The sequence below is a fragment of the Tenacibaculum sp. nBUS_03 genome, assembly GCF_051201695.1.
Lineage (GTDB): Bacteria > Bacteroidota > Bacteroidia > Flavobacteriales > Flavobacteriaceae > Polaribacter.
Genome location: NZ_CP179214.1, coordinates 949,564 through 975,224, shown reverse-complemented (window position 1 = coordinate 975,224; position 25,661 = coordinate 949,564). Strand labels below are relative to the sequence as shown.

Below are 25,661 nucleotides of genomic sequence, written 5' to 3'. Positions count from 1 at the left end.
TTTATGAGTTTGTATTTTTTGTTAACTGATTGGTTACTTCGTATAGGGTAATAGATAAGCTATGTATTACATTCATAGAAGAGTTTCTTCCATACATAGGGATAGCTATCGTTGCATCAGCAATATCAACATTTTTAATTCCATGTCTTTCGCTACCCAAAAGTAACACAATTTTTTCATGAGATTTAAAATCATAATCGCTTATTCTTATGCTTTCATCGGTAATTTCAATACCAATAATAGTATTTCCTTCATTTTTTAAATTACTAATTAAAGAAGAAAAATTAGCATATTGTTCAAAATCAATTTGATCAATTGTGTTTCTAGCTGTTTTCTTTACAATTCTGTTTTCAAAAGATGGAGAGCTCTCGTGTAAATATATTTTAGAAACTCCAAAGCTTTCTGCAATCCTGAAACACATACCAATATTTTCTGGAGTACGTATAGCATCACACACAATGGTAATTGGAAATTTTTTTTCTGTATTAGTTATATCGTAATGAGTTAGTTGTTTCATTTATGTTTGTAAATCTGTTAAGAATTCTTGCCAAATAGAATTTTTAAAATGAGGTCTAAAAAAACCAAAATGACCTATTTTTCTAACCTTGTAATCATTAGGCAGTAAATGTTTGCGAATTAATTTTGCGTTTTTGTATTGTGTCATCATCCAATCTACAGCTCGTTTAGGAGCAAATTTATCATTTGTGCAACTGTAGCCAATTAATTTTGAAGAAATCTGATGATGGTAAAGTTCACTGCTAGATTTTAAATCAAAATAATAATTTTTTTGTTGGGACCACTGGCTAAATTCGCGAGCAACATTTTTAGGTAAATTTTCCATTTTAATAAAAAATTTACTTGGAAAATAACTAAAAAAAGTAGTGAAAAAAGGAAAAATCACAAACCAATTAAAAAATACTCTTACTTTATTAAACTTATCCCAGAAGGAATAATGATTTGTTTGTGATGCAACCAATATAATAGTATCCAAGATTTTATTAGAAGGAACAAGTCCTAATAATTGACCACCTAAGCTGTGTCCAATGCATTTAATTATCTTTGTAGGATGTTGTTTTTTAATGTGTTGGAAAACAGTTTCGATGTCGTTTGTAGCCCAACTAGATATAGTAGTGTTGAATTGGGTAAGAGGTTTAGTTTTAGATTGACCAATACCACTGTAATCAAAAGTGTATACCGTGTGGTTATTTGCTTGTAAAAATTGAGAAAACTTATAATAGTATGTTTGTAATACTCCAGTAGCAGATAAAATAACAACGATATCGTTACTACCAATTGAAGGAAATTCAGTAATTGTAATCTGATGTCCTAGGGGAGTTTTTAAATCAAACTGTTTAGAAGTACCCAATGCTTTAAATTTAATTTATTTGATTTTGGTTCATTACATATTGTTTTGGTGTAGTACCAAACTTCTTTTTGAAAGCAGCTATAAAATGGCTAGATGTGCTATATCCCACTTGTAATCCAACTTCGTTAACATTGTATTGGTTACTTTCTAAAAGTTTACGGGCGTGTTCCATTTTATAATCGAATAAAAAACTATAAACAGTGTCTCCATAAATTTGTTTAAAACCTTCTTTTAGTTTCTTTAAATTTAAACCAACTTCGTTGGATAGTTCTTGTAGGCTTGGAGGCTCACTCATTCGAGAAATTATAATGTCTTTTGCTTTTCTTATTTTTAGTACTTCACGATCATCTACTAAAAAAGGACAATATTCATCCTCTTTGTTTTCTCCACTATCAAAATGTAGACTTAATAATTCGTAGGTTTTACCCTTAATATAAAGGTCCCTCATTGAACTATGGTTTTTAGCAGCAAAAATTTGTTGTAATACTAATAGCACATTACTACTTATTTGTGTATTGTCATAATATTTTTTATTCTTGTTATCATCACTTAAAAATGGAATGTAACCAGCTTCTTTTGAAAAAAAAGAATGAAATTTCTCAATAGATATTAAAACGGAAATCAAAGAGGTTTTTGGTAATATTTCTAAATTTATGGGGAGCTTTTGTTGTGGGTTGTATAAGAATATAGAATGCTTATCTAGTACATTAAAAGTGTAATTGTTATTGTTAAAATGAAACTTGCAATTACCTTTTACACAATAATGTAGCTGAATATAAGAGTTGTCAATATCTCTCTTATAAAGCTCAGTTTTGTCTGAGTTATTTTGAAATTTTAAAAGAAAAAAACCATTTTCAAGAGTAATTTCTCTAAAAGTACTTTCTGCGACGTTTTTTGACATATGCAAGAAGTTTATTTAAATTAAAACTATTTAGAATCGTTCTATATTGTAACGTTCTGAACAGTAGTTATTACTGCAAAATTAAGCATTTCTGGGAAGTTTTAGATAATAAATACTTAAAAATCTTGAAACGACATTAAAAGTTCTTTTAGCGATACTTTTAACGAGCTAAACTTTATATTTTTGAATGTTTTTTGGAAGAAGATTTTAATGTATACAGATAATAGACCTACTAAATTTTATAACATCGGTGTCAGCTATGTGAAAGCTGATGCAAATACCCGAGGAAAGTTTTCACTGTCAAAAGAAAATCAATTGGCTCTTTTGCAAGAAGCAAAAGAAAGAGGCTTAGGTGAACTTTTTGTGCTTTCTACATGTAATAGAACTGAAATTACAGGATTTGCAGAACATCCTTTTCAATTGATAAGTATGCTTTGTAAGCATTCAAACGGTTCAGTTGAAGATTTTGCCAGAGTTTCTTATGTAAATAAAAACCAAGAAGCAATTCAACATTTGTTTAGAATGGGAACAGGTTTGGATAGCCAAATTCTTGGAGACTATGAAATAGTTGGTCAATTACGACAAGCTTTTAAACAAGCTAAAGAGGCTGGTACAACAAACGCATATTTAGAGCGGTTGTTAAATTGTGTAATGCAAGCAAGCAAGCGAGTTAAAAATGAAACTAAATTGAGTTCAGGAACTACTTCAGTTTCTTATGCGGCTGTTCAATACTTAATTAAAAACTTACCAGAGTACAATACTAGAAACATTTTAGTTTTTGGCTTAGGGAAAATGGGGAAACACACGTGCAAAAATTTAGCTGAGTACACCAGAAATAAAAAAGTTAGTTTAATTAATCGTACAAATCAAAAATCAGAGGATTTTGTGAATGAGCATCCTTTTATTAGACAAGCTAAGTATGAAAACTTATCAGAAGAAGTTAATGATACCGATGTATTAATTGTTTCTACTGGTGCAGATGTACCTACTATTACAAAGAAACATGTTTCTGATAAAAAACTATTAATTTTAGATTTATCAATGCCAGCTAACGTGTCAGATGAAGTTTCTAATTTAGATAATGTTACCTTAATTAATGTAGATGAGCTTTCAAAAATAACAGATGAGACCTTAGCTGTTCGTCAGAAAGAAGTTCCTGTGGCTGAGAGTATCATAGAAATTTATAAAGAAGAGTTTAATGAATGGTTGAATCATAGAAAGTTTACACCTGCAATTAATGCATTAAAGCAATCATTGTTATCCATTCAAAAAGATGAAATAAATTTTCATAAGAAAAAAATCCAAGGCTTTGATGAAAGTCAGGCAGAAGTAATAACATCAAGATTTATACAAAAAATAACTACACAATTCGTAAAACACTTAAAAGACGAAAAAACTTCAATTAATCAAAGTATTGAAGTTATGTCTAGAGTTTTTGGAACAACTTTACAACAAGTAGATGCAGAAGACAATTAGAATAGGTACCCGAGAAAGTGAACTCGCCTTATGGCAAGCTAACAAAGTAAGAAAAGAATTAGAAGAATTAGGATACCAAACACAAATAGTGCCTATTAAATCAACAGGAGATATCATACTTGATAAACCGTTATATGAATTAGGAATAACAGGTATTTTTACAAAGAATCTTGATATAGCGATGTTGAATGGCGATATAGATATAGCTGTCCATTCAATGAAAGATGTACCTACTGTTTTACCAGAAGGAATAGTACAAGTAGCAGTTTTAAAAAGAGCAAATCATAATGATGTTTTGGTATTAAAAGATACTGAAGAATTTATGGCTCAAAAAGAAGGTGTTATAGCTACTGGAAGTTTACGAAGAAAAGCTCAATGGTTGAATCGCTATCCTACACATAATGTAGTTGATTTAAGAGGAAACGTAAATACCCGTTTAGAAAAGCTAGATAATAATGATTGGAACGGAGCAGTTTTTGCTGCTGCTGGCCTTGAACGTATAGGAAAAAGACCAAAAGGAGCTATTTCTTTATCATGGATGGTTCCCGCACCAGCTCAAGGAGCTATTGTGGTTACTGTTTTAGACGAGGATACTTTTTCAAAAGATGCTTGTGAACAAATTAATGATAGAGATACAGAGATTTGTACAACAATTGAACGTGAGTTTTTAAATCGTTTAGAAGGCGGTTGTACTGCACCTATTGGAGCTTTAGCCTACATAAATGAAGTAGAAAAAGAAATAAATTTCAAAGGAGTTTTATTAAGTAGAGATGGTAGTAAAAAAATTGAGATAAGTAAAAAAGTACCATTAGGAAGGCATAAGTTTTTAGCAAAAGATTGTGCAACTCATATTATTGAAAAAGGAGGTAAGTTGATAATGTTAGAAGATGAAGGAATTGAAAAGGAATTTTCAATTTATTCAACTAAAAAATTATCTGAATTACAAAAAAAATTATTACCAACTACCGTTAGTGCTGATGATAGTGATTTTATAAAAATCCGATTTAATCGTATTGCTCCAAAAATAATTAAAAAAGAAATTGAAAATGTGGTTCTAACTAGTAAAAATGGAGTAGAAGCAATTTTACACAATTTTACAAAAGAAGAACTACAATTTAAGAATATTTATTGTGTTGGTAGAAGAACTAAGAAATTAATTGAACAACGAATAGGTAAAGTTACGCATGTAGAAAAAAATGCTAAAAAATTAGCTGAGTATTTAACAGGTATTGTAACACTTGAAGAAGTTACCTATTTCTGCAGCAATTTACGATTAGATACTCTAGCAGCTATTTTAAATGCAAATGATATAAAGGTCAATGAAGTAGAAGCATACAAAACTACCTATAGCTCAATAAAAGTAGATAATAAAGTGAACGGAGTATTATTTTATAGTCCGTCAACAGTAGAGAGTTACATGGAAAAAAACGAAGCTAATAAAGTAGCGTTTTGTATAGGGGAAACTACAGCTAAAGAGGCTCAAAAATATTTTAAAGAAGTGCAAGTAGCTAAATTACCAACCGTTGAAAGTGTGTTAGAACTTGTAACTTTACACTTCGCAAAAAACTCATAAAACAAGCATAAAAAAGATAAAAGAGTGAATTCTTCTTTTATCTTTTTTTGTATTTCATAACTAGATTTATAATGTTTAGAACTAGAAGACTTAGAAAAACTGAAGGTATTCGTAGATTGGTTAGAGAAACCAAATTATCTGTTGATGATTTTATATATCCTTTATTTATTGAACAAGGCACAGGTATAGAAACAGAAATACCTTCAATGCCAGGAATTAAAAGATATTCATTAGATACTATTTCAAAAGAGTTAGAAGAAGTAGTAGCATTGAATATTCCTGCTGTATTATTATTTGGGATTCCTTCAAAAAAGGATGATGCTGGATCTGAGACCTGGAATGATGAAGGAATTATGCAACAAGCTATTCGATTCATCAAAAAAAACTATCCAAGTTTGTATGTAATTACTGATGTATGCTTTTGCGAGTATACTTCTCATGGTCATTGTGGGATTATTCATGACAATGATGTTGACAATGATGCTACCTTAGTTAATATTGCAAAGCAAACGGTATCACATGCAAGGGCGGGAGCTGATATGGTAGCACCTTCAGGAATGATGGACGGTACCATTGCAATGATGCGTGAATCTTTAGATAATACTGGATTTACAAATTTACCAATAATGGGGTATTCTGTTAAGTATGCTTCGGGGTTTTATGGACCGTTTAGAGAAGCCGTAGATTCATGTCCTTCATTTGGAGATAGAAGAACTTATCAAATGGATCCTTCAAACAGAGATGAAGGAATGCGTGAAGCTACTTTTGATGATCAAGAAGGAGCTGATATTTTAATGGTGAAACCAGCCTTATCCTATTTAGATATAATTAGAGATTTAAAGAATAATTTTGACAGACCAATTGCTTGTTATAATGTAAGTGGAGAGTATGCCATGGTAAAAGCTGCAGCTGAAAAAGGTTGGATTGATGGTGAGCGTGTAATGATGGAGAGTTTATTGTCAATGAAAAGAGCTGGAGCTGATATTATTATTACCTATTTTGCAAAGGAAGCAGCAAGGTTAATACAAAAAAAATAATGTCATTACTATAAATAATGAAGATGAGATTTTTATGATAAATAATTTCCTTCATTATAATCAATGACTAAAATTATTAAAAATGAAATTTAAAAAATCACAAAAGTTATATAAAAAAGGGTTAGAAAACTTAGTTGGAGCTGTAAACTCTCCTGTTCGTGCATTTTCTTCTGTTGGAGGAAATCCTTTATTTATTAAGAAAGCAAAAGGAAGTAAAATTATAGATGTTGATGGAAATTCATATATTGATTTAGTGTTGTCTTACGGACCTATGATTTTAGGACATCGTCATAATAAAGTACAAAAATCAATCACAAAGGCCTTAAAAAATGGGTATTCCTTTGGAGCCTCAACAAATAATGAAATTAAATTAGCTAAAATTGTATGCGATGCTTTTCCAGGAATGGATAAAGTTCGTTTTGTAAATTCAGGAACTGAAGCTGTTTTAAGTGGTATTCGATTAGCTCGTGCCTATACAGGAAAAGATAAAATTATCAAATTTTCTGGTTGTTATCATGGGCATCAAGATGCATTATTAGTAGCAGCTGGTTCAGGATTAGCTACATTAAGTTTACCTGGAAGTAAAGGAGTACCTGAAGGAGCAGTTAAAAATACTTTAATAGCTAATTATAATGACATTGAAAGTGTAAAAGCGCATTTTGAAGCTCATGATGATATTGCAGGGGTTATCCTTGAACCTGTTGCTGGTAATATGGGAGTGGTAACTCCTAAAGATAATTTTCTGAAAGAATTAAAAGAATATTTACAAAGTAAAGGAGCTCTATTGATTATTGATGAGGTAATGACAGGTTTCCGTTCTAAATTTGGAGGAGCTCAAGAATTATTTGATGTAGAAGCTGATATTACGTGTTTAGGAAAAGTAATAGGAGGAGGTTTTCCTGTAGGAGCTTATGGAGCACGAAATGAAATAATGGAAATGGTTGCTCCTTTAGGAGGAATGTATCAAGCTGGAACATTAAGTGGTAATCCAATAGCTATGGCTGCTGGAATATCAACTTTAACCGAATTAAAAAAACAAAACCCCTACGAGAAGTTTAATGAAATAGCTCAGATAATGGAAGTTTTTCTATTAGAATCGGCAAAGAAATACGGTGTTGAAATTACCGTAAATAGATTTGGGTCAATGATAAATCCATTCTTTTCTTCTAAAAAAGTAACAAATTTTGAAGAAGCTCAAACTTCGGATACTAAAAAGTTTGCAATCTTTTTCTGGGAGATGATAAATAATGGTGTATTCTTACCTCCTTCTCAGTTTGAAGCATGGTTTTTGTCTTCAGCAATTTCTGAAAAAGATATTCAAAAAATAACTCAAGCCATTGATAAATCAATGGAAGCAGTAGCTAATATGTAATAAAAAACAGTTGTTACTGATACAGTAAATTAAAGTATATTTATTAAAATAAAAATACTTTATTATATTCGTAATGACGTATAGATATAAAATGATAAAAAACGATTTATTTTTAAGAGCCTTAAAAGGTGAAACAGTGGATCGTCCACCTGTATGGATGATGCGTCAAGCCGGAAGATATTTGCCAGAGTTTATTGAAATTAGAAAAAAGTATGATTTCTTTACACGTTGTAGAACTCCTGAATTAGCCTCTGAAATAACAGTACAACCGATTAGGAGATATGGAATGGATGCCGCTATTTTATTTTCAGATATCCTGGTTGTGCCTCAGGCAATGAATGTTGAGGTTCAGATGAAACCAGACTTTGGTTGATATTTACCTAACCCAATTAGAGACAGAAAAAGTTTAGATCAGGTAATTATCCCTGATGTAAATGAAGAATTAGGGTACGTGATGGATGCAATTAAGGCAACAAAAGAAAAATTGAATGATGAAATTCCTCTAATAGGATTTGCAGGGTCTCCGTGGACAATTTTATGTTACATGGTACAGGGTCAGGGATCTAAAAACTTTGATAAAGCAAAAGAGTTTTGTTTTACACAACCAATTTTGGCACATGAATTGCTTACTAAAATAACTGACACCACAATAGCTTATTTAAAAGCAAAGGTAAAGGCAGGTGTAAATGCTGTTCAGGTTTTTGATTCATGGGGAGGAATGTTATCTCCAACTGATTATCAAGAATTTTCATGGCAGTATATTAATCAAATAATTGAAGCATTAAAAGATGATGTTCCAGTAATTGCTTTTGGAAAAGGATGTTGGTTTGCGTTAGATAAAATGGCCAAGTCAAACGCGTCAGCCCTAGGAGTAGATTGGACATGTTCTGCTAGAAATGCTCGTTATTTAACAGGAGGGAATATTACATTGCAAGGTAATTTTGATCCTTCTAGATTACTGTCTCCTCCAGCTGAAATAAAAAAAATGGTAAACCAAATGATAAATGAGTTTGGTAAAGACAAATATATTGTTAACTTGGGGCATGGAATTTTACCTAATATTCCGTTAGAAAATGCAAAAGCATTTATTGACGCGGTAAAAGAATATAAAATTTAAATATTATTTAATATATTACAGCCCCTTAAATAATTAATCATGAAGAAATTATTACTTGTATTATTAACCTTAACTGTTCAAATTAGCTTTTCCCAAGCAAAAGAGTTTTACAAAGATGCAGTTAATGATTGTATAGTTAGCCCTAGTAAAGATGCTGCTATGCTTAATGACATTGTTGAAAATTGTGTAAAAGGTAAGTATATATCTAATTACGATTTTACTACTATTGATGGAAAAGTTATTAGCACTGATAAAGTTGATAAACCAATTTTATTAATAGTTGCTGCTACTTGGTGTGCTCCTTGCTGGGGAGAAATTCCTGCTCTTAATAAAATGGTTGAAAAATATAACGGACAAATGGAGTTTGTTATGCTTTTCTGGGATCAGAAAAAAGGAGCTGAAAGAATGTCAAAAAAACTAGACAAAAGAATTCAATTAGTTGCTTCTGCTTCAGAAAATTCTGATAAATCTTCAGTAACAATTAATGGGTTTATTCATAAATTAGACTATCCTACTGCATATTTGATATCAAAAGATAAACAAATAATTAATTTTAAAAGGGGAGCAGCATCACCATCAAAGAAAATGGGGTGGGATGAAGTGAACAAAATAAACGAAAAACAATTGGAAGAATTTCTTAAACCTGTTTTACAGTAATAGTTAATTCTTTACAAAAAATACAAACCTCTTTCTATTTTTAGAAAGAGGTTTGTATTTTTATATCAAAATAAATTGTGGTTTATGATTCAAAATATTTTTAAAGGAATAAGGGCATATTTAGGTGCTTTTCAATTAATATCAAAACTAAAGTTATGGAAGTTTTTTACAATTCCTATAGTTATCAGTGTTTTAATAGCTAGTTTAATTGGTGTTTTGGCCTACTCTTTATCAGATAATATAGGGCATTATATTTCTAATATTTGGAAATGGGAATTTGGAAAAGGAGCATTTGAAGTTATTAGTACTTTTTTAAGCGGTTTACTGATTTTAGTTGTCGGACTAGTTTTGTATAAACATATTGTTATGGCACTTTCAGCACCATTTATGAGTCCGGTTTCTGAAAAAATTGAAGAGTATTATAAAGGTAAAAACCATTCGCATAGAAAAACTTCATTTCAAGAACAGCTTGTAAGAGGTATAAGAATTAATGTTAGAAATTTAACGAAAGAATTGTTATTAACAATACCAATTCTATTACTAAGTTTAATACCAATAATTGGTATCTTTTCTACAGTTATTTTATTTTTAATGCAGGCTTATTACGCTGGGTTTGGAAATATGGATTACACACTTGAGCGTCATTTCAAATATAAAGAGAGTATTGAATTTGTTAAACAGCATAAAGGACTAGCAATAGGTAATGGAATTGTGTTTATACTTTTTTTATTAATACCTATAGTAGGTGTTATTTTGGTATTACCGCTATCAGTTACTGCGGCAACTATTGAAACTATTAAAGAAATTAGAGTAAAGGAATTAACAGAATAGTTACTTTTGTCTTTTAAGATTACAAAAATGAAAGATACTTTTTACGCATATATAGAAAGATTACAAGATACTATAACTTCTAAACTAGAAGAAGTAGATGGAAGAGCTAAATTTCAAGAGGATTTATGGAAAAGAAGCGAAGGAGGTGGAGGTAGAACACGTGTAATTGAAAATGGTGAGGTTTTTGAAAAAGGAGGGGTAAATATATCTGCGGTACATGGTGAATTACCAGAGGTTTTAAGAAAACAATTTGGAGTAGAAGAAGGTAATTTTTTTGCCTGTGGTTTAAGTTTGGTATTACATCCAATAAATCCATTTGTACCTACTGTACATGCAAATTGGCGTTATTTTGAAATGTATAACTCTAAAGGAGAGATCGTAACTCAATGGTTTGGTGGTGGACAGGATTTAACACCTTATTATCTATTTGATGAAGATGCTGTTCATTTTCATTCAGTATGTAAAGAAGCTTGTGATAAGCATAACGAATCTTTTTATCCCAAGTTTAAAGAAACTTGTGATAACTATTTTTGGAATGCGCATCGAAATGAAGCAAGAGGCATTGGAGGATTATTTTTTGACTATTTAAAAGAAAATGAGGAGTTTTCTATTCAAAATAGGTATGATTTTGTAACTGAGGTAGGAGATAGTTTTTTGAACTCATATGTACCTATTGTAGAAAAAAGAAAAAATATAGAATATCAAAAAGAACATAAAGATTGGCAAGAGGTAAGAAGAGGACGTTATGTTGAATTCAATTTAGTACATGATAGAGGTACGTTATTTGGTTTAAAAACGAATGGTCGTATAGAAAGTATTTTAATGAGCTTACCACCTGTGGTTCAATGGAAATATAATCATCATCCTGAAGAAAATTCTGAAGAGGCTAAATTGTTGTCAGTTCTAGCAACCCCTAAAGCATGGATACAATAAAAAAAAGAAGCTCATTAACTATAATTAATGAGCTTTTTTTAGTTAAAAAAGTTTCGTTTTTATCTTATTGAAATCTAAAAAGTAAACCATTTTTAATGACATGCTATTGTTACTCTTTTCTTTTAAGGTTGATTTTAAATTACTGAAATAAGAAGATTTTATATCATTATCATAAAAATTTGAACCTAATTTGTAACCTAAACTAATTTCACTAGCAGGGGCAAATTGCCATTTAGCGATAAAATCAATAGTAAAACTATTGTAATTTTCATCATAATTATTTGGATTAATAGTATAGTTATTGGATGATAAATTTCCATCGTTTAATAATGTAAATTGTTTATCATAATCTACTTGGATCCAATAATGACGTAGCCTTGTCGACATATTTAGTTTGGCATTTATTGTATAACTTATATGTAATGAGTTCGTGAGCTCTTTAATATTACGCTGACCAAAAATAATATCATTTCCTTGTTGAGTTATATATCCAGCACTACTTGGATTTTTTGTTAAATCTTGTTCTAATTTTAGAAATAGGTGTTGCCCCAAACGACTCCTTAGTCCATATCCTGTTACAATTTCATAGGTGTATATATCAGAATTCAAATAATTAACAGCTATAAAATAAGTAGCGAAGTATAAATTTTTATTTCTATTCGTTTGATATTCTAACACTGTTTCAGTAAATGCGGGTTTGTTAAAATATCTATCTTTAACCCGTGGTTCGTAAAAGTTTTTGCCTTTTTCAGCATAGGTAAATACAGCATAGGCTTTATGATTATTTTTTTTTAATGTAGCGCTCGTATTTAATTTATAATATGTTTGTTCATTTTCTAGTAAAGTATAATAATATCTTCGAGAATGTTGAAAATTAATTCGGTATTGAGAAAATGTATTTTTAGGATTATTATTAGTGTAAGTTAAATTTGACCTCAGTGTTAATTGGTTATTTCTAGGAAGATACCCAAAATCATTATTATCAAAAGTATCATCTAACAAGTAAAAAGATAGGTTTCCTGTCCATTTTCCACTTATTTTAGATAATGAAGCATAATATTCATGACCATATTGATTTTGTGAATCTGAATAGTATTTTTGAGATAAAGCTTTTTTAAAGTACATTGAGTATGTTCTTTTTTGATTATACCACTTATATAGTAAAGCACTTAAATTAGAATCATAGGCGTTTCCATTTCTGATAACTGAGTTGTTTATAAAAGTTAAAAATGAATTATTTTTTAAAGTTTTATCAATTACAATTGAATTATAATTAGTTAGCGGATTAGTTTCAATATTCCTAGTTTCATTTGTTACTGTATTCTTAATTGTTGCCTCACTTTTACTTGTAATTCCATTTAATATGCCAACAGATAACCCTTTCTCAGTTTTTCCAGTAAATTTTAATAAGTTTATGATATTTGAAGATATAGGGTTATTTATTATATTTTCATTTTTTTCAATGTTGAATTTGTTTTTATAAATAGGAGTTCCTCCAATTCTTCGTGAATATAAGTAGCCGCCTTTATCAAAGAGTTCAGCTCCTTCAACAAAAAATTGCCTATTTTCATTAAATTTAATTTCAAAAGGAGAAAGATTATAAACCTGATTATCGGATAAGGCTTGACTAAAATCAGGAATTAAAGAAACGTCAATTGTATATGCATTATTATGTACATATTTTAAATCAAGTCCACCAGTAAAAGTAGTATTCTTTGATTCATTCGAGCTTTTCTCATTAATTATTGAAACAAAAGGATTAAAAGATAAATTTATAGGCGGGCTTACATTTTTCAAACCTTTAAGTTTACCAAACTGATTTAAAAGACCATTAATATTTGGGTTAATGTAATTCCAAAAAGAATTTTCATTGTTAAATGAATCAAAACGCTCAAAATTAATAGAAATGTTTGAAAAATCTTCTTTAGGGAAACGTAAACTATTAAAAGGAATTTTAAGTTCTATAGTCCATTTTTCATCATATACTTTTATGGCACTTGCCCAAACTGCATTCCACTCTCTGTAATTTCCACTAGGAGTTATTTTGATATCTGTTTGTACGTTTGCTGGAGTTACTAAAAATGCCCAAGCCTCTCTATTTGCCCCAAATAAGTCTATTATAAAACCAAAGTAGTCCGAGGTACCAACATCGTCTCTAGAGGTTAATATATTAGTGATTTTTGTAGATGATAGTTCAGCGGCAATATAAAAGAAGGAATCATCATTTATAATTGCAATTTTTGTGGCGTTTGAATGTAAATTTCCGCTATTAGGACTTAGTTGTTTTAATTTAATGTTTTTTAGATGAGTTTTCCAAGTATTCTCGTTTAACAAACCATCTATTTTTATATGTTGTGAAATGGTACTTGTTGTAATTGATTTTTGAGAATATGTTCCTAAAGCGTATAATAGAAAAACAAACGAGAGTATTTTAAAATTCATAATTGTAGTTTTTAATTATGAAGTAAAGATGTGAAGGATCTTCAAGTAAGTTGGTTAATACAGGGTTAAAGGGAGGGTTAATGTTTTATTGATGTATAGATATTTTGTTAATATCTAATCTCTTATTTTAATAAACTCTTGTTTAATAATAGCTCTAAGGTTAATGAACGGTTAATAAAGAAGTTTAATTTATGTAGTTAGCTGTTTATTGATATTTTTGATGAAGAAATTAAAAGGAATGTATGTTGTAATTGAATAATAGATTAGTGAAAAATTCCATATGTATAGAGTAATCAATGATAAATAAAATAACCAGATTAATTATAGTTTCAATTTTAAGTTTAGTTGCTTTGTCAGTAATTCAAAGTACACTTATTAAAAACACCTATAATTTAAAGAAAGAAAATTTTATAAATAAAGCAAAAGAAGCTATTTCTAAAATTGATGAGTATACTATAGGAATAGATTCATTAAATATTAAATGGAAAACTTTTTTGATAAATAAATTAGATGAATACAGTCTTAATAATTTAACAAAAAAAGGAGTTATTAATGAGTTAAGAAGAATAACAGATTCAATAAATCCTCCATATATAAAAGCTTATAATGAAGAGCTTAGAAAAAAGAAATTAGGATATAATTTAAAGTTTCATAAAGTTTTAAAAAATATTACTTTAGTATCACGAGGTAAAAAAGACACAATTTTTAAAGGGAAAAGTAATCCTGATTTTAAGTTATTAGGATCAGATTTTGAAAATGTTAAAGAATTACAAGTTAGTAATTCTTATTGGCATACTGAGCGTTCTTTTTCTAGAGAAATAAATAAAAAAGAGTTAACAGTTAGTTATGAACTTCATTTTGAAAGCACAAACTATATAAATATTGATAATTGGGAGCTTATAGTTTTTGGTAAAATGAAATTAATATTGATTTTATCCTTGTTAATTTTTTTAGTGGTTATAGGGGTATTATATCATTCAATTAAAGCATTAATTACTCAGAAGAAAAATACAGATATAAAAACAGATTTTATTAATAATATAACTCATGAATTAAAAACCCCCTTAGCAACACTATCATTAGCAACTAAAATGCTGAAAAAAGAAGAAGTGAAAACTAAGCCAGTAATCATTGATTCAGTAATAAATACCATAGAGCGTCAAAACACTCGTTTACAGAAATTAATAGATCAAGTATTGAATAATAGCTTAGGTTACCATGAAATAAAATTAAATAAGCAAATGATGGTTATAGACCAATATATTAATACGGTATTAGATGATTTTTTATTATCTGTTGAGAACAATAATGTTCGTTTAGAAAGATGTTGTAGAATTAATAATACAATTGCTCTTGATAAATTTTTTGTAACTACTGCTTTATTTAATATTTTAGAAAATGCGGTTAAATATGGAGGAACAAAAATTGAAGTTAATTGTAGTATAAAAAACAGCAAAAGTTTATACATTTCAATAGCTGATAACGGGATTGGAATATCAAAGAAAAATCAAGAATTGTTATTTGATAAATTTTATAGAGTTGCTACAAACGAAATACATGATGTTAAAGGTTTAGGGTTAGGACTTTATTATAGCAATCAAATTATAAAAGCTCATGGAGGTGCTATTTTTATTGAAAGTGAAAAAGGGAACGGAACTACATTTATAATTAATATTCCAATTTAAAATGAAAGAAGGAAACAAACACCATATTTTATTGGTTGAAGATGATATAGATTTTGGAAATATTTTAAAGCAATATCTAGAAATTACTGGATATTATGTTACATGGTGTAAAAATGGAGAAGAAGCTTTAAATAATATTGAAACTAATATTTTTAATATTTGTGTATTAGATGTAATGATGCCTAAAATGGATGGCTTTACTTTGGCTGAAAATATAATAAAATTGTTTCCAGAGTTACCTTTTGTTTTTTTAACTGCAAGAAAGTTGAAAGATGATAAGTTGAAAGGGCTAAGGTTAGGAGCAGATGATTATATTGTAAAACCTTTTGAAGCTGATGAGTTAGTATTGCGATTACATAATATATTGAAAAGAACAAGTACTAAAGAAGTAACAAAGGATATCGAATCTAAAATTCTTATAGGCTCTTATACTTTTAATACACAAAGATTAGAATTAACTTTTAATGATTCTACGCAAAAGTTAACAGAAAAAGAAACTGAATTAATATTGTTTTTATTTAGTCACAAAAATCAACTTTTAAAAAGAGAAGAAATTTTAAATGCTGTTTGGAAGAATGATGATTTTTTCTCAGGTAGAAGTATGGATGTTTTTATTAGTAGATTACGCAAATATTTTAAAGAAGATCCAAGCATCTCTATTGAAAGCTCAAGAGGAATTGGGCTAGAATTCAAGATAAGTTAATACTTCTATGTTTAAGGTTAATCATAGGTTAACGGTTACCATTTATTCTTGTTGATTAAAAACACTATCTACATTTGTAATCTAATTAATTATAAAATAAGATATTATGAAGATTACACATTTAGTTTTTTTATTCATGTTTACTAGCGTATTTACAACGATTGCACAAACACCTCCTATACCACCAGCTAGTAATTACTCAGGAAACATACATACTGATGTTACTTCTACAATTAGTAACGCTACAAGCATCTCTAACTCTAATGATTTTTACAATTTTACAGCCAAATTTCAGAAATCTAAAAGAAATGAAATTCAAAAACTTTTAAAAGAGAAATTAAAAGGATATATGTTAAAAGTACAGGGAAGTAATTATGTTTGGTCCAAAGAAAGTAATGGTTATTTAGTTTTTGAATGTACACTTAGAAAAAAGACTATGAAAATATTTTTAAATAAAAATGAGGTTTCTCAATATTCGTATAACAAAATAAGAACTTTAGGAAATGGTTTGCAAAAATTAATAACCAAGCATTCAAGATCAAGAAATGGATTTAACAGTATAGAACACGCAAGAGAAAATGTAAAAAGGGCTAAAAGAGAATTAGAAAGAGCAGAAGAGAGATTACGCATAATTGAAGGTAATAATGAACAATTTTAGTGTGAAAAATTGTTCAGATATAAACAAAATGAGGCTGTTTTTAAATGTTATAGTAAAGATGGCTCACGATAAAGTAAATGAATGAAGTATTAAAGTGATTGTAGTTTTTATTTTGAGAATATGGTAAATTTAGTAGTTTTTTTAAGTGTTTGAAAATAGAATGTATTGGGATTTGTTTATTTTGTTGGTAATAATGTAATATGAAATAATCCTTGAAAATTGTTTTTTAGCATTTTTTATGATGAAAAACCATCGATTTTTAGTATTTTCGCAATCCACAAAATATACAAACAATGGCTAAATACGAATTAAAGTTGCCTAAAATGGGCGAAAGTGTTGCCGAAGCAACTATTACCTCTTGGGTAAAAGAAGTAGGAGAAACTATTGAAATAGATGATACCGTTGTTGAAGTAGCTACCGATAAAGTAGACAGTGAAGTACCAAGTGAAGTTGAAGGTAAATTAATTGAAATTTTATTTGATAAAGACACGGTTGTTCAAGTTGGAGAGACAATTGCAATTATAGAAACAGAAGGCGATGGTGGAGAGTCTGATTCTGAAGTTAAAGACGATGTAAAAGAGGCTATTGTTGAAGTCGAAAAGAGTATTGAAGTAGCAAAAGAAATAGTTTCAACATCAATAGATACATCATCTAGTGATCGTTTCTATTCACCTTTAGTTAAAAATATAGCACAGAAGGAAGGAATTCTTATTGATGAGCTTGATACTATTAGCGGAACTGGAAAAGATGGTAGAGTTACAAAGAACGATATCCTGTCTTATTTGGAAAATAGAGGAAATCAACCTAAAAAAGTTGAACAGAAAGAAGCTACACCTGTAGCAGTGAAAGAAGTAAAAACTCCTTCTGCTCCAGTAACAATGAGTGGAGAAGATCAAATTATTGAAATGAGTCGTATGGGGAAGCTAATTGCTAAACATATGGTTGATTCTGTTCAAACTTCAGCTCATGTTCAATCTTTTATTGAAATAGATGTTACTAATATTGTAAAATGGAGAAATAAGGTTAAAGAAGCCTATTTAAAAAGAGAAGGTGAAAAATTAACCTTTACTCCAATATTCATGCAAGCCGTAGCTCAAACTATCAAAAAACACCCTATGATTAATATCGCTGTTGATGGTGATAAAATTATAAAGAGAGGGAATGTTAATTTAGGAATGGCTGCAGCTTTACCTGATGGAAATTTAATTGTACCTGTGATTAAAAATGCTGACCAATTAAATTTGGTTGGAATGACTAAACAAGTTAATGATTTAGCAAACAGAGCAAGAGCAAACAAGTTAAAGCCAGATGAAATCCAAGGGGGAACGTATACCGTAACGAATGTTGGTGGTTTTGGTTCAATTATGGGAACTCCAATTATTAATCAACCTCAAGTAGCTATTTTAGCACTAGGAGCAATTAGAAAAATGCCTTCGGTAGTTGAAACGCCAGAAGGTGATTTTATAGGTATCCGTCAAAAAATGATTGTATCACATTCTTATGATCATAGAGTAGTTAACGGAGCTTTAGGTGGTATGTTTATAAAAACATTAAAAGAAATATTAGAATCTTGGGATGTGAATCAAGATTTATAATACTTGATTCTGAAATAATAAAAAAAAAGCTTAGTAATTATTACTAAGCTTTTTTTATTAATATTATTTAAAAGAATTCTAATAAGCTAATAATTCTGAAAGCTCATTTTTAAATCTATCTTTAGGTAAGTACTCTTTTTCTAAGTTTCCAGCAAAAGGAATAGGAGTATCTATACTAGCAACACGTTTTACAGGAGCGTCTAAATATTTGAAACAATTTTCTGTAATTAGAGAAGAAATTTCACCTGACAGACTACCAAATAAAGAATCTTCTTGAAGAATAATTACTTTACCAGTTTTCTTAACTGAAGTAAAAATAGTATCAGTATCTAATGGTTGTAAAGATCTTAAATCAATTAAATCTGCTGAAATATTTTTATTCATTTGTAAGGTCTCTAAAGCCCAATGTACTGCAAGTCCAAAGGCAATAATGGTAACATTTTCACCCTCTTTTAGCACAGCAGCTTTACCAATGGGAAGTGTATAATAATTAGTAGGAACATCTTGGTAAATAGTTCTATATAGTCCTTTGTGCTCAAAAAAAAGTACTGGGTTTGGATCATTAATAGCAGTTGTTAATAAACCTTTTGCGTCATAAGGAAAAGCAGGGTATACAACTTTTAAGCCTGGTGTTTTTGTAAACCAAGCTTCATTTGATTGTGAATGAAAAGGGCCTGCACCTACACCAGCCCCACATGGCATTCTTATAACGACATCAGCCTTTTGATTCCATCTATAGTGAGATTTAGCTAATAAATTTACTATAGGATTAAATCCAGTAGAAACAAAATCTGCAAATTGCATTTCCATTACAGCTTTCATTCCATTAATAGCTAATCCGTATGCAGTTGAAACTATTGCAGATTCACAAATTGGAGTATTTCGTACTCGTTCTTTACCATAAAGATCAATAAAGCCTTCAGTTATTTTAAAAACACCACCATATTCGGCCACATCTTGCCCCATGATAACAATTGAGTCATCTTTATCCATAGCTTGTTTTAAACCTTTTGAAATGGCATCTATTAAACGTATGTTTTCAGTTTCTGAGTTTTCAGAAATATGTTTATACTCAAACTCTTGATAAACATCATTTAATTCTTTTTCAATAGTTGATGAAATAGCTTCTTCTTCAAAGGTAGCTTTAAGGTTATTATTGATGTTAGTTTTTATTTCATTTCTAAATTCTTCATCACTAGCGTGAGTTAATATTTCATTAGAAATTAAATATTCTCTATAGGTATCTATAGGGTCTTTAGCCGCCCATGTATCCATTAACTCTGAAGGAACATACTTTGTACCACTTGCTTCTTCATGACCACGCATTCTAAACGTTTTGAATTCTAATAAAATTGGTCTAGGATTATTTCTAATACTTTCTGCTAATTCAGAAACTTTAGTATAAACTTCTAAAATATTATTTCCATCTATAATATGAGATTCCATACCATAACCAATTCCTTTATCTGCGATATGTTCACAATTATACTGCTCAGAAGTAGGAGTAGAAAGCCCATAACCATTATTTTCAATACAAAATAAAACAGGTAAACTCCATACTGAGGCAACATTTAAAGCCTCGTGGAAATCACCTTCACTTGTGCCTCCATCACCACAAAAAACAGCGCATGCATGATTGTTATTTTTTATTTTATTGGCCAAAGCTATTCCGTCTGCAACACCTAATTGAGGCCCTAAATGAGAAATCATTCCAATGATATTATATTCTTGAGTTCCAAAATGAAAGCTTCGATCTCTTCCTTTAGTAAAACCGTTGGCTTTACCTTGCCATTGAGAAAATAATCTATATAAAGGTATATTACGAGTCGTAAAAACTCCCAAATTTCTGTGCATTGGTAATATATACTCTTCATTCTTTAATGAAGAAGTAACACCTACAGAGATAGCTTCTTGACCAATACCACTAAACCATTTTGATATTTTACCTTGACGAAGAAGTATTAGCATTTTTTCTTCTATCATTCTAGGTAACAGCATTTTTTTGTATAAATCAATTAATGTTTCATTTTGAAGTATACCTGTATTGTAGTGCATTGTGGTTTTGGTATTAGTATTCATTTTTAAATTTTATAATAGATTAACGAATAGTCAAATGTGATTAAAAAAAACATAGAATCAAAGGGTTGTTTGAGAATTTTTTAAATTTAATTAGTTTTTTTTGTGACACTATCAAAAATAGTGTTTAAAAAATACTGATTTAGGATTTGATGCTGGTTTTAAAAAAAAATTATTTATGTATATTCGCATGTAACAAAAGATATTAAAAATGACTAAAAAAATTATCGCTTTATTATTGTTAGTAACTACAATAACATTTGCGCAAGAGAAAGTACTACTTCGTTTAAAGTATGAAAAAGGAGACTCTTATACACTGAACATGAAAATGTCTCAAAATATGGGGTCTGTAATGTCAATGGACATGAATATAGCCATGATACAGGATGTTAAAAGTGCGTCTAGCACTGAATATACTAGTGAAATGAAAATTACTAAAGTGGTAATGAACATGGTACAACAAGGGATGCCAATGTCTTATGATTCTACTAAAAAAGCTGAAGAGCTGGATGATACTGGTAAAATGATGAAATCTCAAATGGATCCCATGCTAAAGGCTGTTATAACTATGAACGTTAATAACTTAGGGAAAGTATTAGAATCAAAAGTAGAGCCAAACATTCCTGGAATAAGTGATTTAGCTAACCAGTCTAGTAATGTAGTATATCCCGAAAAGGCTGTTGCTGTAGGAGACACGTGGACGATGTCTAAAAATAATAAAGGAATGGATTTCAATTTTGTATACAAAGTGAAATCAATTACTAGTAAAACGGTATTATTGGATGTAACAGGTAAAGTAGCAGGAGTAGCAGCAGGTGACATTATTGGAACAATGAATATTGATAAAAAATCTGGAGTACCTACAGAGTCTAAAATTGATATGAAAATGAAACTACAAGAACAAGATCTTAAAACTACAATAAATATGACAATGTCTAAGAACTAATAGTGCAATTTAAATTTCATATAAAAAACTCAGGATACTATCCTGAGTTTTTTATTTTAAAATATCAAGTATGTTTTCTTTATAATTATCACTAATAGGAATTTCGATGGTATTAATTTCAACATCGTTTTTTGTATATGCTGTAATTTTATTTCGATTTACAATATAAGAGCGATGTATACGAATAAATCGATTATCTAATTCTTTCTCAAAAGCTGAAATACTAAACTTTACTGTATGAGATTCATTTTTTAAATGAATTTTTACATAGTCTTTTAAACTTTCTATGTATAAAATATCAGTAAAGATGAGTTTTATTTTTTTTCTGTTTTTTGTAACAAAAATATGATTGTTTGTTGTTGATTGCGGTATGTTTTTAGTTATCTGATTGCCATAAGAACGTGTTGATTTGAACTTTTCAATGGCTTTAAAAAAGCGAGAAAAAGAAATAGGCTTTAATAAATAATCTATAGCATTTAATTCAAACCCATCTAATGCATAATCTCTGTATGCAGTAGTGAAAATGACTTTTGGTTTTTGTAATAGGTTTTTAAAAAAATCAGTACCCTTTAAAACTGGCATTTCTATGTCTAAAAAAAGTAAGTCAATTGTTTCCTGCTGTAAAATACTACTAGCTTCAATAGCACTAGCGCATGAAGCTACTAATTTAAAATCGGCTAATTGAGATACATGAGTTTCAATTAACTCTCTAGCTAGCTCTTCATCATCAATAATTAAACATTTATAAATCATTATTTAGCTAGTAGTTTTAATGTTACAGTATAAAATTTTGCAGTATTGTTGATATCTAAAAAGAAGTTATCAAGATAAATTAACTCTAATTGTTTTTTTATATTTTTTAATCCTATACAATTGTTATTACTTTTATCTAAACTAACATTTGGTTTTGAATTTTCAATAATAAAAATAATTTGATTGTTTTTAAGGCTAATATTAATTTTGATAATAGCTTCTTTTAGTTCTTGACTTACGCCGTGTTTAAAGGAGTTTTCAATAAAAGTTAACAATAGTAATGGAGCTATTTTAACATCTCTAGTAATATTTTTTTCAAAAGAAATTTGTACTCGTTTTCCGTACCTAACTTTTTCTAAAGAGAGGTAGTTTTCAATAAGTTCAATTTCTTTCTGAAGTGAAACAAAAGTATCATTACAGCGATAAAGCATATAGTCTAAAATATCAGATAATCTTTCGATAACTTCTGGAGTTTGATCTGATTTTTTTAAAGCTAAAGTATATAAGTTGTTTAATGTGTTAAATAAAAAATGTGGATTTAATTGGTGTTTTAAAGCAGTTAATTCAGCAGTCTTTTTTTGTTCGTTTAAAATTAACAGTGTTCGTTGATTCTTATAAAAACTCGCCATTAATAGTAAGGTGGCAGGGGTTAAAAACTTTATTGACTTACTTAAAAATGTTGAGAAATTTATAAGTCGCTGAAAATAGGTTTTTTCAGCATATGTTTTTGCAATTTCGCTGTAACACTGTATGTATTTTGGTTCGTATAAATATACGTGTAAAAATAAATAAAAGGCATACATAGCAATTAATAAAAATACTAGCCAAATTATAAATAACTCAGTTTTTTTCGTGTTCAAAAACTTCGGAACTAAAATAAACAAACAAGTATAGGCAGTAATTACTTGAGGTATTAAAATTTTAATTGTAGAATGAAACAATTGAATATATCCTCCACTAAAATTAGTAATGTTTGAAGAAAACATAAAATAAAGAAAAACACATAACCAAAACAATGCATGCTTAAAGATTATGGAGCTAGAAAAACGGTATTTGTTTTTAAAAAAAATCATAGTGTTAGCTAAAATACAATTATAGCTTTTAATACACTATAAATATTGCTGAAACTGAGTTTGACGATGTCGTAAAGGGAGTTTATGAAGATAAAACATATAATCTAATAAAAAGGCCTCTCTAATTGCGTTAAAGCTGAATTTGTCTACTTGTTATAAATGGTATTAATCACAATAATACTTTTGATTAAACTTAAAATATAAATATGAAAAAATTTTTAACTTTTTTACTACTAAGCTTTATAGTAAGAAGTTTTGCTCAACAATCAAGAATTAAATTTTTAGACACTAAAATTACGATAGATGGTAAACTAAATGAGAAAGTATGGAATAGTTTAATATCATATACAGGATTTTATAATTACGCTCCTACTGATGTAGGTTTAGCAAAAAATCAAACCTCAGTAAAAATGTTTCATAATGGAGAATATTTATTTGTGAGTTTAATTTATAAGGATAGTACATCAAAAACACAAGTAAGTTCATTGAAACGTGATACTCCTATTGGTTTAAGTGATGGGTTTGCTATGGTTTTGGATACACAAAATCAACAACAAAATGCATTTTACTTTTCTGTCAATAGTCATAGTACCCAAATAGATGGTATTGTTGAACGTGTAAATGACGGTTATGATTTTAGCACTAGTTGGAATACTGTATGGAAATCAAAAGCTTTTATTAATGGAAATCAAAAGCAGTATGAGATAGCAATACCTTTAAAATCTTTAAATTTTAATAAAAATAATACTGTTTTTGGGGTTCAATTTTATGTAAGAGATATTAAAATTAATTCATGGACTATTTTAAAAAATGTGAAAAGAAATTATCGTTTATTTGATTTACGATTTACTGAAAAATTTATTATTGAAAATTTACCAAAGATATCACCATCACGTTTTACTGTTACCCCTTCTTTAACAATTAATAATCAAAATGATGTTAAAAATAATATCAGTAATACTAGCTATAAACCAAGTTTAGATGTACAATATAATATAACTTCATCACTAAAATTAGATGCTACTATAAATCCTGATTTTTCTCAAATAGATGTTGATCAACAGGTAACAAATTTAACTCGTTTTGCTGTGAATTTTCCTGAAAGGCGCAATTTTTTCCTAGAGAATGCTGATTTGTTTTCAAACCTTGGAGTTCCTGGAGTAAACCCTTTTTATTCTAGACGTATAGGCTCAAAAACTCCAATTCAGTTTGGGATAAAATTATCAGGGAATGTTTCGCCAAAAACACGAATTGGAGTTTTAAATGTGCAAACTGAAGAAAAAAACAACGAGCAATCTCAAAATTATGGAGTCATCGTAGCAGAACAACAATTGTCTAAAAACTTTACAACAACAGGTTTTTTTATTAATAGGCAAGAAACAACTGGTTTTGAGTTTATAGACGATTATAATAGAGTTGCAGGAGTTAATTTGAATTATAAATCAGATAATAATAAATGGATTGGAATTGCAAATTTTGGTAAAAGTTTTAATGATGATATTTCAGGAGATAACAACTTTTATAATGCTGGAATTTGGTTTAACAAAAGGGGTTTCGGTTGGAGTGCAGCGTTAAAAAATGTAGGTGGAAATTATATTACAGATGTTGGTTTTACTCCAAGGTTGTATAATTTTGATGCGGTAAATGATTTAGTAATTAGAGAAGGATATACTCAGTTAACAGGAAGTATTGAATATGAAAAATTTTATGAAAATTCTAAAGTATTAAATTCTATTCGATATTTAAATTACGATACTAATACTTATTTCAATGAAAATGGAAGTATAAGTCAGTCATCACATTTTTTGAATGGAGCCATATTTTTTAAAGATTTATCAGCTTTATATTATGTTTTTAAACATGATTATGTTGATTTAAAATACGGTTTTGATCCGTTAGGTAATGGAAATGCATTAATACCAGGTAAATATAATTTCGGTATTTTTAGAATAGGGTATAACTCAGCAAATAACCAAAAATTTAGATATCGTTTTAATATACAAAAAGGAAATTATTATGCAGGAAGTAGAATAGCAGCTGGTGCCTATTTAAATTATCAATTGCTTCCTTTTGCAAATTTACAATTCAACTATGATGTTAATAAAATAGATTTAAATTTATTAGGGAAAGAAACTTTTCATTTAACTCGATTTACTGGTGAAGTATTTTTTAATAATCGTTTAAACTGGACAACATATATACAATTCAATACTCAGCGAGATAATTTTAATGTAAGTAGTAGGTTACAGTGGGAGTATAAGCCACTATCATACGTTTATTTAGTAGTAACGGATGATTTTAATAAAAATATAGCTAGATCTAGCTGGGGAGTGGCTTTTAAAATCAATTATAGATTTGATTTTTAACTACAATTTTTGATTGTTTAAAAAAGCGAAAATGTTTTAGGTTCATAAAGCACTTGAGAGCATCAAGTGTTTTTGTTATTTTTGAAATCGTAATAAATAAT

20 protein-coding genes and 1 pseudogene are annotated in these 25,661 nt (G+C 29.0%); 14 read left to right on the top strand and 7 right to left on the bottom strand.

Annotated elements, in window-relative coordinates; all coding sequences use genetic code 11:
* Nucleotide 1 precedes the first annotated feature (1 nt).
* From ACMFBB_RS04460 to ACMFBB_RS04450, 3 genes are read right to left on the bottom strand one after another with little or no spacing between them, the layout of a single operon-like run.
* Nucleotides 2–517 (bottom strand): TrmH family RNA methyltransferase, encoded by a 516-nt coding sequence (locus ACMFBB_RS04460; protein WP_435263261.1) that lies wholly within the window; start codon nt 515–517, stop codon nt 2–4.
* The gene (locus tag ACMFBB_RS04455; RefSeq protein WP_435263260.1) at nt 518–1,366 is read right to left on the bottom strand and encodes an alpha/beta hydrolase family protein; all 849 of its coding nucleotides are present in this window, start codon (nt 1,364–1,366) and stop codon (nt 518–520) included. It abuts the gene before it with no gap.
* A 10-nt stretch (nt 1,367–1,376) separates the two neighbouring features.
* Nucleotides 1,377–2,267: a helix-turn-helix domain-containing protein gene (locus ACMFBB_RS04450; protein ID WP_435263259.1), complete on the bottom strand. Its 891-nt coding sequence runs from the start codon at nt 2,265–2,267 to the stop codon at nt 1,377–1,379.
* A gap of 210 nt (nt 2,268–2,477) precedes the next feature.
* On the opposite strand from ACMFBB_RS04450, the gene hemA reads away from it, so the two are divergent.
* The 8 genes and pseudogenes from hemA (at nt 2,478) to hemF (ending at nt 11,263) form a co-directional block, all read left to right on the top strand.
* Nucleotides 2,478–3,743, top strand: a complete 1,266-nt coding sequence (hemA, locus tag ACMFBB_RS04445; protein WP_435264269.1) for a glutamyl-tRNA reductase — start codon at nt 2,478–2,480, stop codon at nt 3,741–3,743.
* On the top strand, nt 3,727–5,316 hold the full coding sequence (hemC, locus tag ACMFBB_RS04440; RefSeq protein ID WP_435263258.1) for a hydroxymethylbilane synthase: 1,590 nt from the start codon (nt 3,727–3,729) through the stop codon (nt 5,314–5,316). Before hemA ends, hemC begins: the two co-directional genes overlap by 17 nt.
* Nucleotides 5,317–5,387: 71 nt before the next feature.
* Nucleotides 5,388–6,353, top strand: coding sequence for a porphobilinogen synthase (gene hemB, locus ACMFBB_RS04435; protein ID WP_435263257.1), 966 nt, complete (start codon nt 5,388–5,390; stop codon nt 6,351–6,353).
* Between the two features lie 82 nt (nt 6,354–6,435).
* Complete coding sequence (gene hemL, locus ACMFBB_RS04430; RefSeq protein ID WP_435263256.1) at nt 6,436–7,725, top strand: glutamate-1-semialdehyde 2,1-aminomutase; 1,290 nt, start codon at nt 6,436–6,438, stop codon at nt 7,723–7,725.
* Between the two features lie 91 nt (nt 7,726–7,816).
* Nucleotides 7,817–8,842, top strand: a pseudogene (gene hemE, locus ACMFBB_RS04425) (uroporphyrinogen decarboxylase).
* Between the two features lie 39 nt (nt 8,843–8,881).
* Entirely contained in the window at nt 8,882–9,499 is a 618-nt protein-coding gene (locus ACMFBB_RS04420; RefSeq protein ID WP_435263255.1) for a TlpA family protein disulfide reductase, read from the top strand.
* 84 nt (nt 9,500–9,583) lie between these two features.
* On the top strand, nt 9,584–10,330 hold the full coding sequence (locus ACMFBB_RS04415; RefSeq protein ID WP_435263254.1) for an EI24 domain-containing protein: 747 nt from the start codon (nt 9,584–9,586) through the stop codon (nt 10,328–10,330).
* A 27-nt stretch (nt 10,331–10,357) separates the two neighbouring features.
* On the top strand, nt 10,358–11,263 hold the full coding sequence (gene hemF, locus ACMFBB_RS04410; RefSeq protein WP_435263253.1) for an oxygen-dependent coproporphyrinogen oxidase: 906 nt from the start codon (nt 10,358–10,360) through the stop codon (nt 11,261–11,263).
* Between the two features lie 42 nt (nt 11,264–11,305).
* Here hemF and ACMFBB_RS04405 read toward each other — a convergent pair whose 3' ends face one another.
* Nucleotides 11,306–13,705: a DUF5916 domain-containing protein gene (locus ACMFBB_RS04405; protein WP_435263252.1), complete on the bottom strand. Its 2,400-nt coding sequence runs from the start codon at nt 13,703–13,705 to the stop codon at nt 11,306–11,308.
* A gap of 296 nt (nt 13,706–14,001) precedes the next feature.
* Here ACMFBB_RS04405 and ACMFBB_RS04400 point away from each other — a divergent pair, with 296 nt between their 5' ends.
* The 4 genes from ACMFBB_RS04400 (at nt 14,002) to ACMFBB_RS04385 (ending at nt 18,346) form a co-directional block, all read left to right on the top strand.
* Nucleotides 14,002–15,390, top strand: coding sequence for a sensor histidine kinase (locus tag ACMFBB_RS04400; protein WP_435263251.1), 1,389 nt, complete (start codon nt 14,002–14,004; stop codon nt 15,388–15,390).
* Nucleotide 15,391: 1 nt separating this feature from the next.
* Nucleotides 15,392–16,093: a response regulator transcription factor gene (locus ACMFBB_RS04395; protein WP_435263250.1), complete on the top strand. Its 702-nt coding sequence runs from the start codon at nt 15,392–15,394 to the stop codon at nt 16,091–16,093.
* 106 nt (nt 16,094–16,199) lie between these two features.
* Nucleotides 16,200–16,751, top strand: a complete 552-nt coding sequence (locus tag ACMFBB_RS04390) for a hypothetical protein (RefSeq protein ID WP_435263249.1) — start codon at nt 16,200–16,202, stop codon at nt 16,749–16,751.
* A gap of 293 nt (nt 16,752–17,044) precedes the next feature.
* Nucleotides 17,045–18,346, top strand: a complete 1,302-nt coding sequence (locus ACMFBB_RS04385; protein WP_435263248.1) for a dihydrolipoamide acetyltransferase family protein — start codon at nt 17,045–17,047, stop codon at nt 18,344–18,346.
* Between the two features lie 78 nt (nt 18,347–18,424).
* On the opposite strand, the gene ACMFBB_RS04380 is transcribed toward ACMFBB_RS04385, so the two are convergent.
* A complete protein-coding gene (locus ACMFBB_RS04380) occupies nt 18,425–20,425 on the bottom strand; it encodes an alpha-ketoacid dehydrogenase subunit alpha/beta (RefSeq protein WP_435263247.1) in 2,001 nt (666 codons plus the stop codon).
* A gap of 208 nt (nt 20,426–20,633) precedes the next feature.
* On the opposite strand from ACMFBB_RS04380, the gene ACMFBB_RS04375 reads away from it, so the two are divergent.
* The gene (locus tag ACMFBB_RS04375; RefSeq protein WP_435263246.1) at nt 20,634–21,368 is read left to right on the top strand and encodes a DUF6263 family protein; all 735 of its coding nucleotides are present in this window, start codon (nt 20,634–20,636) and stop codon (nt 21,366–21,368) included.
* Between the two features lie 51 nt (nt 21,369–21,419).
* On the opposite strand, the gene ACMFBB_RS04370 is transcribed toward ACMFBB_RS04375, so the two are convergent.
* Both ACMFBB_RS04370 and ACMFBB_RS04365 read right to left on the bottom strand, forming a co-directional pair.
* On the bottom strand, nt 21,420–22,121 hold the full coding sequence (locus ACMFBB_RS04370; protein ID WP_435263245.1) for a LytR/AlgR family response regulator transcription factor: 702 nt from the start codon (nt 22,119–22,121) through the stop codon (nt 21,420–21,422).
* A complete protein-coding gene (locus ACMFBB_RS04365) occupies nt 22,121–23,194 on the bottom strand; it encodes a sensor histidine kinase (RefSeq protein WP_435263244.1) in 1,074 nt (357 codons plus the stop codon). Before ACMFBB_RS04365 ends, ACMFBB_RS04370 begins: the two co-directional genes overlap by 1 nt.
* A 206-nt stretch (nt 23,195–23,400) precedes the next feature.
* Here ACMFBB_RS04365 and ACMFBB_RS04360 point away from each other — a divergent pair, with 206 nt between their 5' ends.
* Nucleotides 23,401–25,560: a DUF5916 domain-containing protein gene (locus ACMFBB_RS04360; RefSeq protein ID WP_435263243.1), complete on the top strand. Its 2,160-nt coding sequence runs from the start codon at nt 23,401–23,403 to the stop codon at nt 25,558–25,560.
* Nucleotides 25,561–25,661: the final 101 nt, after the last annotated feature.

Coding starts and splice junctions, on each gene's coding strand:
- ACMFBB_RS04460 (WP_435263261.1), bottom strand. CDS start 517: ATGAAACAACTAACTCATTACGATATAACTAATACAGAAAAAAAATTT.
- ACMFBB_RS04450 (WP_435263259.1), bottom strand. CDS start 2,267: ATGTCAAAAAACGTCGCAGAAAGTACTTTTAGAGAAATTACTCTTGAA.
- hemA (WP_435264269.1), top strand. CDS start 2,478: ATGTATACAGATAATAGACCTACTAAATTTTATAACATCGGTGTCAGC.
- hemC (WP_435263258.1), top strand. CDS start 3,727: ATGCAGAAGACAATTAGAATAGGTACCCGAGAAAGTGAACTCGCCTTA.
- hemB (WP_435263257.1), top strand. CDS start 5,388: ATGTTTAGAACTAGAAGACTTAGAAAAACTGAAGGTATTCGTAGATTG.
- hemL (WP_435263256.1), top strand. CDS start 6,436: ATGAAATTTAAAAAATCACAAAAGTTATATAAAAAAGGGTTAGAAAAC.
- ACMFBB_RS04420 (WP_435263255.1), top strand. CDS start 8,882: ATGAAGAAATTATTACTTGTATTATTAACCTTAACTGTTCAAATTAGC.
- ACMFBB_RS04415 (WP_435263254.1), top strand. CDS start 9,584: ATGATTCAAAATATTTTTAAAGGAATAAGGGCATATTTAGGTGCTTTT.
- hemF (WP_435263253.1), top strand. CDS start 10,358: ATGAAAGATACTTTTTACGCATATATAGAAAGATTACAAGATACTATA.
- ACMFBB_RS04405 (WP_435263252.1), bottom strand. CDS start 13,705: ATGAATTTTAAAATACTCTCGTTTGTTTTTCTATTATACGCTTTAGGA.
- ACMFBB_RS04400 (WP_435263251.1), top strand. CDS start 14,002: ATGATAAATAAAATAACCAGATTAATTATAGTTTCAATTTTAAGTTTA.
- ACMFBB_RS04395 (WP_435263250.1), top strand. CDS start 15,392: ATGAAAGAAGGAAACAAACACCATATTTTATTGGTTGAAGATGATATA.
- ACMFBB_RS04390 (WP_435263249.1), top strand. CDS start 16,200: ATGAAGATTACACATTTAGTTTTTTTATTCATGTTTACTAGCGTATTT.
- ACMFBB_RS04385 (WP_435263248.1), top strand. CDS start 17,045: ATGGCTAAATACGAATTAAAGTTGCCTAAAATGGGCGAAAGTGTTGCC.
- ACMFBB_RS04380 (WP_435263247.1), bottom strand. CDS start 20,425: ATGAATACTAATACCAAAACCACAATGCACTACAATACAGGTATACTT.
- ACMFBB_RS04375 (WP_435263246.1), top strand. CDS start 20,634: ATGACTAAAAAAATTATCGCTTTATTATTGTTAGTAACTACAATAACA.
- ACMFBB_RS04370 (WP_435263245.1), bottom strand. CDS start 22,121: ATGATTTATAAATGTTTAATTATTGATGATGAAGAGCTAGCTAGAGAG.
- ACMFBB_RS04365 (WP_435263244.1), bottom strand. CDS start 23,194: ATGATTTTTTTTAAAAACAAATACCGTTTTTCTAGCTCCATAATCTTT.
- ACMFBB_RS04360 (WP_435263243.1), top strand. CDS start 23,401: ATGAAAAAATTTTTAACTTTTTTACTACTAAGCTTTATAGTAAGAAGT.